Origin of the sequence: Cellulomonas fimi ATCC 484, from assembly GCF_000212695.1 — a bacterium.
In the GTDB taxonomy this organism is placed as follows: domain Bacteria; phylum Actinomycetota; class Actinomycetes; order Actinomycetales; family Cellulomonadaceae; genus Cellulomonas; species Cellulomonas fimi.
The window spans coordinates 222,331-236,438 of the sequence record NC_015514.1; the positions used below are offsets into that span (position 1 = coordinate 222,331).

Annotated in this window: 13 protein-coding genes; 8 read left to right on the forward strand and 5 right to left on the reverse strand. The window is 75.1% G+C overall.

The annotated features are described in order from the left end of the window. Window positions 1–70: 70 nt before the first annotated feature. On the forward strand, window positions 71–814 hold the full coding sequence (locus CELF_RS00995; protein WP_013769376.1) for a hypothetical protein: 744 nt from the start codon (window positions 71–73) through the stop codon (window positions 812–814). Further along, window positions 805–3,183, forward strand: a complete 2,379-nt coding sequence (locus CELF_RS01000; protein ID WP_013769377.1) for an MMPL family transporter — start codon at window positions 805–807, stop codon at window positions 3,181–3,183. The genes CELF_RS00995 and CELF_RS01000 overlap by 10 nt, the downstream gene beginning before the upstream one ends. 39 nt (window positions 3,184–3,222) lie before the next feature. On the opposite strand, the gene CELF_RS01005 is transcribed toward CELF_RS01000, so the two are convergent. Beyond that, on the reverse strand, window positions 3,223–4,488 hold the full coding sequence (locus CELF_RS01005) for a DUF418 domain-containing protein (protein ID WP_013769378.1): 1,266 nt from the start codon (window positions 4,486–4,488) through the stop codon (window positions 3,223–3,225). Window positions 4,489–4,721: 233 nt separating this feature from the next. Between CELF_RS01005 and CELF_RS01010 the strand changes: the two genes are divergently transcribed. After that, on the forward strand, window positions 4,722–5,906 hold the full coding sequence (locus CELF_RS01010) for a Semialdehyde dehydrogenase NAD - binding protein (RefSeq protein ID WP_013769379.1): 1,185 nt from the start codon (window positions 4,722–4,724) through the stop codon (window positions 5,904–5,906). Continuing rightward, the gene (locus CELF_RS01015; RefSeq protein ID WP_013769380.1) at window positions 5,903–7,294 is read left to right on the forward strand and encodes an NAD(P)/FAD-dependent oxidoreductase; all 1,392 of its coding nucleotides are present in this window, start codon (window positions 5,903–5,905) and stop codon (window positions 7,292–7,294) included. Before CELF_RS01010 ends, CELF_RS01015 begins: the two co-directional genes overlap by 4 nt. Here the strand turns inward: CELF_RS01015 and CELF_RS01020 are convergent. From CELF_RS01020 to CELF_RS01035, 4 genes are all read right to left on the reverse strand, one after another. Further along, window positions 7,278–7,856 (reverse strand): TerD family protein, encoded by a 579-nt coding sequence (locus tag CELF_RS01020; protein WP_013769381.1) that lies wholly within the window; start codon window positions 7,854–7,856, stop codon window positions 7,278–7,280. The two genes, CELF_RS01015 and CELF_RS01020, sit on opposite strands and share 17 nt — an antisense overlap. A 69-nt stretch (window positions 7,857–7,925) precedes the next feature. Continuing rightward, window positions 7,926–9,059: a DUF475 domain-containing protein gene (locus CELF_RS01025; RefSeq protein WP_013769382.1), complete on the reverse strand. Its 1,134-nt coding sequence runs from the start codon at window positions 9,057–9,059 to the stop codon at window positions 7,926–7,928. A gap of 98 nt (window positions 9,060–9,157) precedes the next feature. Further along, a complete protein-coding gene (locus CELF_RS01030) occupies window positions 9,158–9,736 on the reverse strand; it encodes a TerD family protein (protein ID WP_013769383.1) in 579 nt (192 codons plus the stop codon). Then, window positions 9,736–10,311, reverse strand: coding sequence for a TerD family protein (locus CELF_RS01035; protein ID WP_013769384.1), 576 nt, complete (start codon window positions 10,309–10,311; stop codon window positions 9,736–9,738). The genes CELF_RS01030 and CELF_RS01035 overlap by 1 nt, the downstream gene beginning before the upstream one ends. Window positions 10,312–10,545: 234 nt before the next feature. Between CELF_RS01035 and CELF_RS01040 the strand changes: the two genes are divergently transcribed. Genes CELF_RS01040 through CELF_RS20750 form a run of 4 tightly spaced genes read left to right on the forward strand, consistent with a single transcriptional unit; the run spans window position 10,546 to window position 14,006 of the window. Further along, the gene (locus CELF_RS01040) at window positions 10,546–11,766 is read left to right on the forward strand and encodes a toxic anion resistance protein (RefSeq protein ID WP_013769385.1); all 1,221 of its coding nucleotides are present in this window, start codon (window positions 10,546–10,548) and stop codon (window positions 11,764–11,766) included. Continuing rightward, window positions 11,750–12,283 carry a hypothetical protein gene (locus CELF_RS01045; RefSeq protein ID WP_013769386.1) on the forward strand — a complete coding sequence of 178 codons (534 nt, stop codon included), beginning with the start codon at window positions 11,750–11,752 and terminating at the stop codon, window positions 12,281–12,283. The genes CELF_RS01040 and CELF_RS01045 overlap by 17 nt, the downstream gene beginning before the upstream one ends. Further along, entirely contained in the window at window positions 12,283–12,852 is a 570-nt protein-coding gene (locus tag CELF_RS01050) for a TerD family protein (protein ID WP_013769387.1), read from the forward strand. Before CELF_RS01045 ends, CELF_RS01050 begins: the two co-directional genes overlap by 1 nt. After that, window positions 12,849–14,006 (forward strand): hypothetical protein, encoded by a 1,158-nt coding sequence (locus CELF_RS20750; RefSeq protein ID WP_013769388.1) that lies wholly within the window; start codon window positions 12,849–12,851, stop codon window positions 14,004–14,006. Before CELF_RS01050 ends, CELF_RS20750 begins: the two co-directional genes overlap by 4 nt. Window positions 14,007–14,108: the final 102 nt, after the last annotated feature.

Genomic DNA, 14,108 nt, shown 5'->3' on the forward strand with positions numbered 1-14,108 from the left:
CGTGGGAGGAGGCCCGCAGGAACGGCTGGTGACGTGGTGCTCGTCCCGTTCCCGGCCGGCAGGCGAGCGCATGAGTCCCCACGTCCCACGACTCCGACGGCACCGGCGTGTGCTCCTCGGCGGAGCCGTCGCCGCCGTCGTCGTGCTGCTGCTCGTCGTGGCCGACACGGTGGTGCGCGCACAGGTCGACCACCGCCTCACGGCACGTGCCGCGTGCGCGCTCGACGGCCGGGGCGTGCGCGACGTGCGGGTCACCGTCGGCGGGGGACCCGCGCTCGTGACGCTCCTGACCCGCCGCGCGGAGCGGGTCGAGGTCGCCGCGGTGCTGCCGTTCTCCGTGCTCGGCGACCGGGCGTGGTCCCCGGGGGACGGGTCCGGGGCGGCCCTGGGCGACGTGTCGTGGTCCGCGCAGGACGGGCTGCTCGTCGCGACCACCGAGCTCCGGCGGCGGGTACGCACCGTCCCGCTCGCGGTCGCGCTCCAGGTCGACGCCGACGACGGCGACCTGCTCGTGACGCCGCAGACCGTCGAGGTCGCGGGCCTGCGGCTCCCCGCCGACCGTGCGGCGCAGCTCCTGCCCGCCTCGTCGGGGGACCTGCTCGTGCCGCGGCGTGTCGACGTACAGCAGCTCCTGCCCGACCCCGACCACGACGGCGACGGGTCGGGGTGGGCCGGTGCGCTCGCGACGGCACGCCTGACCTCCGTGGCGGTGCAGGACGACGGCCTCGCGTTCTCGCTCGTCACCCAGGACGTCGCCGCCCCGGCCGCGTCCGCCTCTACCGCTCCCGACCGGAAGGCCTCGTCGTGCCCGTGATCGCCCTCGCCCGCTTCAGCGCCCGTCACCGCTGGCTCGTCCTCGCCGCCTGGACGCTGGTCGCCGTCGCGCTGCTGGCCGCGAGCCGCGTGCTCGGCCCGTCGCTCGCCGACGACGTGTCGGTGCCCGGCAGCGACAGCGCGCAGGCGACAGCCGTCGCCGAGACGGTCGCCGCCGGTTCGGACCAGCCCGCTGAGGACCAGCCCGCCGCGGACCAGCCCGCCGCGGACGAGCCCGCCGCGGACGAGGCCGCCTCCGACCGACCCGCGGCGGGCGACTCCGACGTCGTCGCGTCGAGCGTCCTCGTCGCGAGCACCGACCCGGTCGCGGGCCACCAGCAGGCTGTCGACGACCTGGCAGCGGCGCTGCGTGCCGTCGACGGCGTCGAGGAGGTCACCGGCCCGACCCCGGCGACTCCGCCCGAGGCGGGCGCAGGGCGACCCGCGGGTGCGACGGCGGTCGGCGCGGACACGCGGGCCGTGACGCTGCGGGTCCGCAGCACCGAGGACGTCGACCGGGACGCGCTGGCGGACGCGGTCGACGAGGCGCGCGCCGACGGGCTCGACGTCGGGGTCGGCTACCCGCTGCTGCGCGACCTGGAGCCGGGGATGGAGTCGCGGACCAGCGAGGTCGTCGGGATCGTCGCCGCCGTGGTGATCCTGCTCGTCGCGCTGGGCTCGGCGCTCGCGATGGGCGTGCCGGTCGTGAGCGCGCTGGTCGGGGTCGCGGCGGGCCTCGGCACGCTGCAGCTGCTCGGGCAGGCGGTCTCCGTCCCGACGGTGGTGCCGACGCTCGCGACGATGATCGGGCTCGGCGTGGGTATCGACTACGCGCTGTTCCAGGTGGTGCGGCACCGCGACGCGCTGCGCGGCACGCCCGACCGGGTCGAGGCGGCGGCCGTCACGGCGGCGACGTCGGGCTCGGCGGTCGCGTTCGCGGGGGTCACGGTCGCGGTCGCGATCTCTGCGCTCGCGGTCACGGGCGTCGACTTCATGTCGTGGCTGGGGTTCGGCACGGCTGTCGTCGTGGCGGTGGTGCTGCTGTGCGCGCTGACGTTCACGCCCGCGCTCCTGGCGGCGGCCGGTCCGGGCGTGGTGCGTCGCCGTGACCGCGCGGCGCTCCGTGCCCACCGGTCCCGCGCGAGGGCTGCGGCCGTGGCCGTCGAGGGACGCGCCGGTTCCGCGCCGTCTCTGGGGGGCGGGACGCCGTCCGACGGCAGCGGCAGCGGCCCGGTCCCGCCCGGCGACGGCCGGACCCACCAGGCGCCGCCGGACGACGGCACCGCGCTCGACGCGTCGCGCTGGTCGGCATTCGCCCGCCTCGTCACGCGCCGCCCGTGGTGGTCGGTCGTCGCGGGCCTGCTCGTTCTTGGCGTGCTCGCCGCGCCGGCCGCGACCATGGAGCTCGGTCAGAGCAGCGACGGCGACCGCCCGGTCGGCTCCGAGCGCCGCACGACGTACGACCTGACCTCGGCGCACCTCGGCGAGGGTGCCAACGCGACGCTGCTGGTCGCGGTCGCGCTGGACCCGGCCGCGACCGCCCCGGACGACCCGCGTCTCACGGCGGTCGCCACCCAGGCGCGCGACGTCGACGGCGTCGTCGCGGTCGCCCCGCCGCAGCTCGCCGCCGACGGCACCGCGGCGACGCTGCGTCTCACGCCCGAGGCGGGCCCGGCGGACGGTGCGACGGCGCAGGTCGTCGAGGAGCTGCGCGCGCTGCCCGGGGCCGAGGGGGCGGACGTGCACGTCGGCGGGCAGACGGCGGTGCGCCTCGACCTCTCGGACCGGATCTCCGAACGCCTGCCCTGGCTCATCGCGGCGGCCGTGGGTCTCGCCGCGCTGCTGCTCGTCGTGGCGTTCCGCTCGCTCGTCCTGCCGCTCAAGGCGGCGCTCATGGACCTGCTGTCGGTCGTCGCGGCCTACGGGGTGGTGACGGCGGTGTTCTCGTGGGGGTGGGGCGCGACGCTGCTGGGCCTCGACGGGCCGGTCGCGATCGACGCGTACGTGCCGATGATGCTGTTCGCGGTGCTGTTCGGGCTGTCGATGGACTACGAGGTGTTCCTGCTGTCGTCGGTCCGGGAGCACTGGCACGCGACGGGCGACGCGGACCTCGCGATCCACCGCGGGCTTGCCTCGACGGGCCGCGTCATCACGGCGGCGGCGGCGATCATGCTCGCGGTGTTCGGCTCGTTCGTACGCGTCGACGACCCGACGATCAAGGTCTTCGGGGTCGGCCTCGCGGTGGCGGTGGCCGTCGACGCGACGCTCGTGCGGTGCGTGCTCGGGCCTGCCGTCATGGCGCTGACGGGCCGGTGGAGCTGGTGGCTGCCGCGGCGGCTCGACCGGGTCCTGCCGCACGTCAGCCTCTGAGGGCCGACGGTCGTGGAGGAGCCGCCGCGGACGCCGACGTCAGCCCACCGGGGCGGGTGCGGGCGACGCCGCGGGCGCGGGGGAGGTCGGGGTCGCGGTGTACGCCATGCGGCGCCCGTAGGTGAGGCGCCGCAGCAGCACCTCGAACGGCCCGCGTCGCCCGGCGCGGTCGAGCGCGACGGCGACGGCGACCGTCGTCAGCCACACCCCGATCGCCAGCAGCGCCGCCTGCGCGGTGCCGATGCGGCCGCCGAGGCCGAGGCCCCACGCGCTGAGCAGCGGCGCGAACATCACGGACTGCAGCAGGTAGCTGGTGAGCGAGCGCTCGCCGACGGCCGTGACCGCGCGCACCGCCGGGTGGTCACGCCGGTCGTGCCACACCGCGGCGAGCCAGCCGAACAGGCACACGTACCCGAGCCCCATGACGACACCGGAGGCGATGTGCACGATCTCGAGCACGCCGCCGAGCCGGTCGGTCGGCTCCCACAGGTGCCCGACGGCCAGCGCCCACGGCAGGTTCGCGAAGACGTTGACGACGACCGCGACGACGGCGACCTGCCCGAGCCGCCGACGGTGGTCCCACGGCCGGGTCAGCCAGCCCGCGCGGGCCAGCAGGATGCCGAGCACGACCTGCGGCACGAAGAACAGCAGCGCGACGGCGAGCACGACGGTGAACCCGGACGACATGAGCCGCTCGCCCATCGACGCGACGTAGCCCTGCGCGGGCTCACCCCCGAGCGCGAGGCCGTCCTCGAACAGCAGCAGGACCGCGAGCCCGGCGGCCGTCGACAGCACGGTGCCGGCCGCGAACCAGATCCACAGCGTCACGCGCGAGCGGTGCAGGAACGCCAGGGCGATCAGGCCGGTCACGCCGTAGGGGGCGAGGATGTCGCCGCCGAACAGCAGCGCGGAGTGCACGAGCCCGAACGCGAGCAGCCACCAGCTGCGCCGCGCGAGCACCCGCCGCACGCCCTTCCGTTCCGCACCGCGGGCGGCGAGCCGCGAGGCCATCGTCGCCAGGCCGAACCCGTAGAGGATCGCGAACATGGGCCGGGAGCGGTCGTCGACGAAGAACGCCGTCAGTCCGTCGACGAGGTGGTCCACGTCCGACCCACCCGCGGGCCGCGCACCGACGGCGTCGCTGTCGCCCGTCGACCACAGGTAGCCCCAGACGTTCGCGAGGGCGATGAACAGCAGGAGCATCCCGCGCGCCAGGTCGGGCGCGAGCGAGCGTCGGTCGGGCGCCGGTGCGGCGGCGGGTGGCGGCGGTGCGGTCAGGGTGCCGATCGGCTGGTCGGACGTCATGCCCCCGAACCTAGGGAGCCCCCGACCTGCCGGGACATCCGGTATCCCCCCGGATGTCCCCTCAGGGTCGCCCCCGGGTCCGGCCCCCCGGACGGTGGACGCGACGGTCCGTCGTCCGGGGGACGTCCCGCGCCGCAGGTATCAGCCACCCTGCGCACAGCCCCTCCTCTCACGTGCGGCAGCGCCGCGCCGTGCCCGCCCGGCAGTCCGCCACCGTCCTCAGGAGCACCGACATGACAGCCGTCCCGTTCGCGTTCCTCGTCCACCCGCGGGCGCGCCTCTCCGACGACCTGGCCCGGGTCTGGCCGCCGCTCGGCCGCGTCCCCGAGCGCCTGGCGGACCGCGCCGTGCGCCGGCTCCCGCTGCCGCCCGTGACCATGGCCCGCGTCCACCTGACCGGGGCACCGGACCCGGTCGGCCGCGTCGTGCTCGTGCCGCTCGGCGCGCGGCACATGCTCGAGTCCCCGCACGCCGCCCGCGACCGCGTGGGCGCCGCGGTGGACCTCGCGGTGCGCCGCGGTGCGTCCGTCGTCGGCCTCGGGGCGCTGACGGCGACCGTGACGGCTGGCGGAACGACCCTGGCGACCCGCACGGACGTGGGCGTGACCAACGGGAACGCCTTCACGGCCGCGGTCGTCGACGACCAGCTCCGGTCCGTCCTGGCCGCCGCGCCCGACCGCCCGCGCCGCGTCGCCGTCGTCGGTGCCACGGGAAGCGTCGGCACGACCCTCGTCCGGCTCCTCGCGCGCGACCGTGCCGTCGAGCACCTGACTCTCGTCGCCCGCGCGGGCGGTCGCCTCGGGACGCTCGCGGGCGAGGTGTGCCGCCGCGTCCCGACGACGGTCTCGACCGACCTGCGCGACATCCGGACCTGCGACGTCGTCGTCCTGCTCACGGCGTCCGCCGACGCGCTGCTGCGCGCCGAGCACCTCGCGCCGGGCGTGGTCGTCCTCGACGCGACGCAGCCGCGGAACACCTCGCCCGACCTGCTCGTCGACCGGCCCGACGTGACGGTCCTCGACGGCGGGGTCGTCGACGTGCCGGGCCTGCGCCTGCGCGGCGGCGACATCGGCCTGCCGCCGGGGCGGTCCTACGCGTGCTTCGCCGAGACGGTGCTGCTGGGGCTCGCGGGCCACGAGGGGCACTTCGCGCTCGGGGTGCCGACGCTCGAGCAGGTCGACCACGTGCGCGGGCTCGCGCGCAGGTTCGCCGACGTCGGCTTCCGACCCGCGCCGCCGACGACCTTCGGCCGCCCGGTCCCGATCGCGACGAGCACACCGGCGGACCTCCGCACGCGCGACACCGGCGGCGCCGGCTCGGCCGCCTCGACGCGCGCGGCGGCTGTTCCGGGCTCGCACGCGCAGACCGACCGGCCCGACGCCGACGCGGCCCTGGCGGCCGTCGGGGCCGTCCGATGACCGCGCCGGTCGGGCGCCCGCGCCGCGTCGTGCTGCTCGGCGGTGGCTACGTGACGCTGCACGCCTACACCGCGCTCGTGCGGCGGGTGCGCGGGATGCTGCGCGACGGGACGCTCGAGATCGTCGTGGTCGCGGACAGCCCGGTGCACCACTTCCACGGGTTCACCGGCGAGGTCGCCGCCGGGCTGCTCCCGGCGCACCTCACGCAGACGCCGCTCGTCGAGGCCATGCCCCGCGCGACGGTGCTGCACGCGCGCGTCGAGCGCGTGGACCTCGCGGCCCGCACGGTCACGTTCCGACCGGTCGACGGTGGCGAGCCCGGCACCACGGCCTACGACGCGCTCGTCATCGGCACGGGCGCGGGCGAGCCGGTGGACGAGGTCGACGGCCTCGACGGTCACGGCCTGACGCTGCGCCGCCCCGGCGGCCTGGAGGATCTCGCCGCGGCGGCTGAGGCGGCGCCGGGCGACCCGGAGCCTGTCCTCGTGGTGGGCGGTGGACTCGCCGGCGTCGAGCTCGCGGCCGCGCTCGCCGACCGCGTGGGCGGCCGCCCCGGACGCGTCGTGCTCGTCCAGCGCGCCGAGCGCGTCGTGCCCGACCTGCACGCGCACCGCCCGCGGCTCGCGCGCCGGTGCGAGGACGAGCTCGCGCGGCTCGGCGTCGACGTCCGCACGGGTGTCGAGGTGCTCGCCGTCGACGGCACGGGCGCGGACCTGTCCGACGGGACGCGCGTCACCGCGCGCACGGTGCTCGCCACGACCGGCCAGCGGCCCGTCCGTCTGCCCGGCACCGAGCCGCTGTCCCGCGACGAGCGCGGTCGGCTGCGCACCCTGCCCGACCTCTCCGTCCGCGACGGCGTGTGGGCCGCGGGCGACGCCGCGCGCGTCGTGCACCCGCGCACGCACCGGCCGGTCCCGGCGAACGCGCTGTGGGCGATCAAGGCCGGCGACCAGGTGGGCCGCAACGTCGCCCGCGCGCTCCAGGGGCGTCCGGGCGCCGCCTTCCGCTACCTCGGGCTGGGTCAGGGCGCGGCGTTCGGCGTCGGCCACGGCATCGCCGAGGTGTGGGGTGTCGGCGTCGTCGGCCCGCTCGCGTGGGCGCTGCGCCTGGTCTTCTTCCTCCGCTTCCTGCCGTCCCGCCGACGCGCGCTCGCCGTCCCACGCGAGATCGCCCGCCGCCACGCCGCCCGCCGCCACGCCGCACGCCGCCACACCGCACGCCGCCACGCCACGCGCGTCGGCGCAGCGCACCTCACCGGTGTCGCGCGCCCCGAGGCGCCGGTACCGGTCGTCGCGGGGCCGACCGCCCCCGCAGACGACGCTGCCCGGCACGCCGAGGGGCGTACCGGGCAGCCGTCGACGGACGAGGTCGTCACAGCACCTGCGTGACCGCCGCCGACATGTCCTTGATGGTGCGGCCGTTCGCGCGCACCCCGAGGGCCGTCATCGCCCACCCCGAGCCGACGCGGGACACCTTCGCCATGATCTGCGCGGTGTGCGGGCCCGAGCCGGACAGGTCGTAGCGCGCGACCTCCTGGCCCGTGGTCTCGTCGATGAGGCGGCAGAACGCGTTCTCGATCGAGGAGAACGTCTCACCGGTGTAGCTGTTCACGACGAACACCAGGGTGTGCACGGCCGGGTTCACGGCGGTCAGGGCGACGCGGATCGACTCGTCGTCGCCGTCGCCCGCGCCGGTGCGGTTGTCGCCGGTGTGCTGCACGGCGCCGTCCTTGCTCGTGAGCTGGCTGAACCAGACCTGGTCCACCAGCACGCCGGACGCGTCGTAGAGCAGGGCGGACGCGTCGAGGTCGACGGCCTTCTCCTTCGCCCGGCCGAACAGCCCCTTGACCTTGATGGCGTCCCAGCCGAGGCCCATGCGGACCTGCGTGAGGCTTCCACCGTCGGACTTGGTCAGCGAGACGGTCTGGCCCTTGGTGAGGTTGACGGACACGTGCGGCCCTTTCGTCGGGTGGAACGGGGCGGGCCGCCCGGCCCCGGGTGGGACCGGGCGGCCCGGTGGTCAGGAGGCGGTCGTGAGCTCCGGCTTGCGGTCGCCGTCCGCGCTGCCCTCGGCGCGCTCGCGGCGGTTGCGGACCACCGACGCGGCGAAGGCCGCACCGATGAACGCGACGCCCACGAGGCCCGTGATGATCTCGTCGACGTGGAAGCCGATGCTGACGAGCAGGATCGCGGCCAGGGCGCCGATCGCCCAGTGCGCGCCGTGCTCGAGGTAGACGTACTCGCTCAGGGTGCCCTTGCGGACGAGGAACACGGTGATCGACCGGACGAACATCGCGCCGATGAAGCCGAGGCCCAGGGCGATGATGATCGGGTCCGGCGTGATCGCGAACGCGCCGATGACGCCGTCGAACGAGAACGACGCGTCGAGCACCTCGAGGTAGAGGAACAGGAAGAAGCCGGCCTTGCCGGTGGCCTTCGCGAGCTCGGTCGGGCCGCCGGAGCGGGCCGCGGTGTCGGCGACCGCCTCGGCGTCGGCGGGCGCCTCCTCGTCGTCGTGCTCGACGTTGAACAGGGAGCCGAGGCCGTTGACGGCGATGTACGTGATCATGCCGAGCACGCCCGACACCATGACGATGGCCGGGTCCTCGGCGAGCAGCTCCGCGGCGAGCACGAGCGCGATGCCACCGACGACGACGGGCAGCTGGTCGAGCTTGCCGATGCGGGCGAGCGGGCGCTCGAGCCAGCTGAGCCAGGTGATCTCCCGGTCCTCGAACACGAAGTCGAGGAACAGCATGAGCAGGAACATGCCGCCGAAGGCCGCGATCTGCGGGTGCGCCTCGTTGAGCAGGTACCCGTAGGTGCCGGGCTCGTGCGGGTCGCCCTTCTCCATCGCGAGCGTGATCGCCTCGACCGGGTTGAGGTTCGCGGTGATGCCGACGATGAGCAGCGGGAACACCAGGCGCATGCCGAACACCGCGATCGCGATGCCGACGGTGAGGAAGATCTTCTGCCAGAACTCGCTCATCCGCTCGAGCACCTTGGCGTTGACCACGGCGTTGTCGAAGGACAGCGAGACCTCGAGGACGCCGAGGATCAGGCAGAGCACGAAGGCGGACCAGCCGCCGTACAGGAAGGCGACGACCAGCGAGACGATCGTGACGCCGATCGACCAGCCGAAGATGCGGAAGAACACGGGACTCTCGATCTCGTGGAGGGGGTGCGCACGGGGGCGCAGGGAAAAGGAACGGCCGACCGCAGTCTAGGAGCGTCCGCGGCCGGCCGTGTCCTGGATCAACCGATCTGGACGCCGAAGTCCCGGGCGATCCCGGCCAGGCCGGTGTCGTACCCCTGGCCGACGGCGCGGAACTTCCACTCGCCGCTGTGGCGGTAGATCTCGCCGAAGATCATCGCGGTCTCGGACGACGCGTCCTCGGACAGGTCGTACCGGGCGAGCTCCTCGTTGTCCGCCTGGTTCACGACGCGGATGAACGCGTTGCGGACCTGGCCGAAGCTCTGGCGGCGCTTCTCGGCGTCGTAGATCGACACCGGGAAGACGATCTTCTCGACGGTCGCGGGGACGAGCGTCAGGTCCACCACGAGCGCCTCGTCGTCGCCGTCGCCCTCGCCCGTGCGGTTGTCACCGGTGTGGGTGACGGAGCCGTCGGGGCTCGTGAGGTTGTTGTAGAAGACGAAGTGCAGGTCCGAGAGGACCTTGCCCCCCGCGTCGACGAGCAGGGCGCTCGCGTCGAGGTCGAAACCGTCGCCGCTCGTCGTCCGCACGTCCCAGCCGAGCCCGACGAGGGCCTTCGTGAGGTTCGGCGCCTCCTTGGTCAGGGAGACGTTGCCGCCCTTCGCGAGGGAGACGCCCATCAGACGCTGACGCCGAAGTCGCGGGCGATGCCCGCGAGACCCGACGCGTAGCCCTGGCCCACCGCGCGGAACTTCCACTCGGCGCCGTTGCGGTACAGCTCGCCGAACACCATGGCCGTCTCGGTGGACGCGTCCTCCGAGAGGTCGTAGCGAGCCAGCTCGACGCCGTCCGCCTCGTTCACGACGCGGATGAACGCGTTGCGGACCTGGCCGAACGTCTGGCCGCGCGTGTCGGCGTCGTAGATCGAGACGGGGAAGACGATCTTGTCGGCCTCGGCCGGAACGGTCGAGAGGCTGACCTTGACCTGCTCGTCGTCGCCCTCGCCCTCACCGGTGAGGTTGTCACCGAGGTGCTGCACCGAGCCGTCGGAGCTCGTCAGGTTGTTGAAGAAGACGAAGTGCTTGTCCGACAGGACGCGGCCGTCCGTGCCGACGACGATCGCGGACGCGTCGAGGTCGAAGTCGTCACCGGTCGTCGTGCGCAGGTCCCAGCCCAGACCGACCACCACGGACGTCAGTCCGGGCGCCGCCTTGGTCAGGCTGACGTTCCCGCCCTTGCTGAGGCTGACAGCCACGTGCTCCTCCTTCAACGGTCGGGCAGGAGCGGTTCTCCCACCCGTCGAGCGACCAACGGCCGACGTGCGGCCATGGTTCCGCGACGATGCTAGCGACGAGCGGCCCCGCCCAGATCCGTCCTGGGGAGGAACCGCTCGTCCGGTCCCGCGACGCGGGGGTGCCCGGGCGCTCTACAGTCGTCACGTGCCCGGCGGCGCCGGGCCACCTGCCCGACACGCCCTGGAGGATCTGCCATGTCCGAGCTCGACCTGGGGGCGACGCCGACCGCGACCCCTGCCGCCGCCGCGGCACCCGCCCCCGGCGCACTCGTCCTCACGCCCCCCGCGCCCGTCGTGGTGGTCAAGGAGGAGCAGGCGGTGACGGCCGTGCCGGTCGAGGACGCCAAGCAGGCGGAGCTGCGCGCCAAGGCGAGCGCGTTCGTCGCCGAGCTGACGGCGATCGACGCGAAGTCGCCGGCGTTCAGCCAGAAGGTCGCCTCGATCACGTCGATGGGCGACCAGGACATGCGGGCCGCCGCGACGGTGTCGAGCCGCATGCTGGACCGCCCGGCCGCGATCGCGAAGGGCAAGAGCACCGGTGACGCCCAGACGCGCGTCGCGAACACCCTCGTCGACCTGCGCAACACGGTCACCGACCTCGACCCGAACCGTGCCGACCTCACGGGCGCCAAGAAGGTCCTCAAGTGGCTGCCCGGCGGCTCGAAGATCGACGCGTACTTCGCGCGGTACCAGTCCGCGCAGCAGCACCTCGACGCGATCATCAAGTCGCTCGCGTCCGGCCAGGACGAGCTGCGCAAGGACAACGCGGCGATCGAGACCGAGAAGGCCAACCTGTGGGCCTCGATGGGCCGGCTCGCCGAGTACAACCAGCTCGCGTCCGCCCTCGACGAGGCCCTCGTCGAGAAGATCGCGCAGCTCGAGGCCGCGGGCCGCCAGGAGGACGCCGACGCCGTCCGCTCCGACGCGCTGTTCCCGGTGCGCCAGCGCCGGCAGGACTTCATGACGCAGATGGCCGTCTCCGTCCAGGGCTACATGGCGCTCGACCTGGTCCGCCGCAACAACCTGGAGCTCATCAAGGGCGTCGACCGTGCGCAGACCACGACCGTCGCCGCGCTGCGCACGGCCGTCATCGTGGCGCAGGCGCTGTCCCGGCAGAAGCTCGTGCTCGACCAGATCACGGCCCTCAACACCGTGACGTCGAACCTCATCGAGTCGACCTCCGAGCAGCTGCGCATCCAGGGCGCCGCGATCAACCAGCAGGCGTCCGAGGCGACGCTCGACGTCGCGAAGCTGCAGGCCGCGTTCGACAACGTCTTCCAGACGATGGACGCGCTCGACACGTTCCGCGCGCAGGCCGTCGACTCCATGGCGCAGACCGTCACCGCCCTCGAGGGCCAGATCCAGCGCGCCCAGCCGTACCTGGAGCGCACCCGCCAGCGTGAGCTCAACGGCTGACGGGGCCGGCACCCGCGCCCGGGGCTTCTGGCGGCGGCTGCGCGACCGGGACGAGCCGTCCCCGGCCGCGCCGCCGCCCGCCGCGCCCGCGGGGGACAGCCCGCAGGAGCTGCGTCGCGAGGTCGCCGAGCTGGTCCGGTTCGTCAACGCGCGCTCGGGCGACCTGCCGCCCGCGGCGGTCGTCAACGCGCGCCGGCTGACCGACCTGCTGCGCGAGGTGGTCGACACGTCGCAGGTACGCCCGCTCGACGTCTACGCCGTGATGTCCGTGCAGGGCACCGCGACCGACTACCTGCCGACGACGCTGCGCACCTACCTGGCCGTCGACGAGGCCCTGCGCGACGTGCCCCGCGGCTCGGGGCTGACGCCCCGGCAGGCCCTGCTCGTGCAGATCGACACCCTGACGACGTCCGTCGCGACGACCCTCGAGGCCGTGCGGCACCAGGACGCCGACGCCCTCATGACGCAGGGCTCGTTCCTGCGGACCAAGTTCGCCCGCTCCGACCTGGACCTGTGATGCCCGCCCGACCCATGACCCGCGGCTCCAACGTCGCCCTCACCCGTGAGATCCCCGGCCTGACGGGCGTCGTGCTCGCCGTCGCCCTCGCCTCGCCCGAGCCCGTCCTCAACGACAACCTCGTGGTCGCGACGCTCCTGTGCGACGCGTCGAGCCGGCTGCCGTCGCGCGAGCACGTGGTGTTCTTCAACCAGCTCACGTCGCCCGAGCTGTCGGTCGCGCAGCTCGAGAAGGCCCGCTCCCGCGGGGACCTGGAGCAGGTCGAGGTCGACCTCGGCGGCGTGCCCGCCGACGTCGCGCGCATCGTCGTCGTCGCCTACATCAACGAGGGCCTCGGGCACCGGCGCGCGCTCGGGCAGCTGCGCGAGGCCCGCGTCCGGGTGCTCGACCTCGCGAACGACACCGAGCTCGTCAGCTCGGAGAACCTCGCCCCCGCGCTCTCGAACGAGACCGGGCTCGTGCTCGCCGAGCTGTACCGGCACGGCGGCGACTGGAAGTTCAAGGTCGTCGGCCAGGGGTACCCCGACGGGATCGCGGGCATCCTGCGCGACCACGGGCAGCCGCTGTGACGACCGGCGGGTTCGGGCCGGCCGGGGCGCCGCCGCGCACCGACCTGCCGTGGCTGCGGCGTCGTGCCCTGCGCCCGGCCGCGCCGGCACGCCCGCAGGCCCCCGCCGCCCCCGCCCGGCCGGCCGCGTCGACGTCGCTCGACCTGTCGGCGCCCGCGCAGCCCGCCCCCGCACCGTCCGCCCCCGCACCGTCCGCCCCCGCACCGTCCGCCCCCGCCCCCGCACCGTCCGCCCCGGCGCTCTCCCGTCCTGCGCCGCCCGCGGCCGCCACGTCGCTCGACCTGTCGACGCCGTCGAGCCCTCCCGCCCCGGCGGTCGCCGCGGGGTCGACGTCGCTGGACCTGTCGACGCCGTCGCGCCCCGCCGGCGGGGCCGCGCCCACCGGGTCGACGTCGCTCGACCTGCCGCCCGCCCGCCCGGCCGCCCCGGCCGCGGCGACCGGGGGCACGTCGCTCGACCTCGCGACCCCCGCCCGCCCCGCGAGCGCCGGCTCGACCTCGCTGGACCTCTCCGCGGCACCGGCCGCCACCCCTACGGCCCCGGCCCGCCGCCGTCCGTCCGCCGCCGCGGGCGACCTCGTGCTCGGGTACGAGCCCGAGCGGCTGCCCCCGGGAGGACGCGCGACCCTCACCGACGACCGCCCGACGCTCACCCTCGACCGCCTGCAGTCCGGCGTCGGCGTGCTCACGCTGCGCACCGCGGTGTCGGACCACGTCGGCGACCTGCGGCTCGCGGCGGCGTACACGCTGACGACGGGCGAGTCGTCCGTGCTCGACCCCGCGCGCGGCCTGACGAGCGGACCGGTCGGCGCCGCGCGGCCCGTGCTCGTCGCCGGTGCGGACGTCGTGCGCGTCGACCTGCGCCGGGTCCGCTCCCTGGAGCGGCTCGTCGTGCTCGCGTACTCCGCGAGCGGCGCGGAGCTGCGCTGGGGCGGCGCGCTGCTGGTCGAGACGGCGGGCGGCGCGCGCGTCGACGTGCCGCTCGACCGGGAGCCCGCGGCGGGCGTCCTCGTGGCGCTGTCCGTCACCGCCGTCGCGGGCGAGCTCGTGCTGCGCGCGGAGGACGAGCTCGTGCACGGGGCCGTCCGGGACGCGTGCCAGGCGTACGGGTTCGGCCGGATCACGTGGGTCGACCCGTGGACGCCGCTCACCTGAGCGCCCCGCACCGCCGCGCCGCACGGCCGGCACGCGCGGACCGGGCCGCGGGCGGCTCCCACGCCCGAGTGACCTGCACCGCACGTTCACCTGCCCGAGACT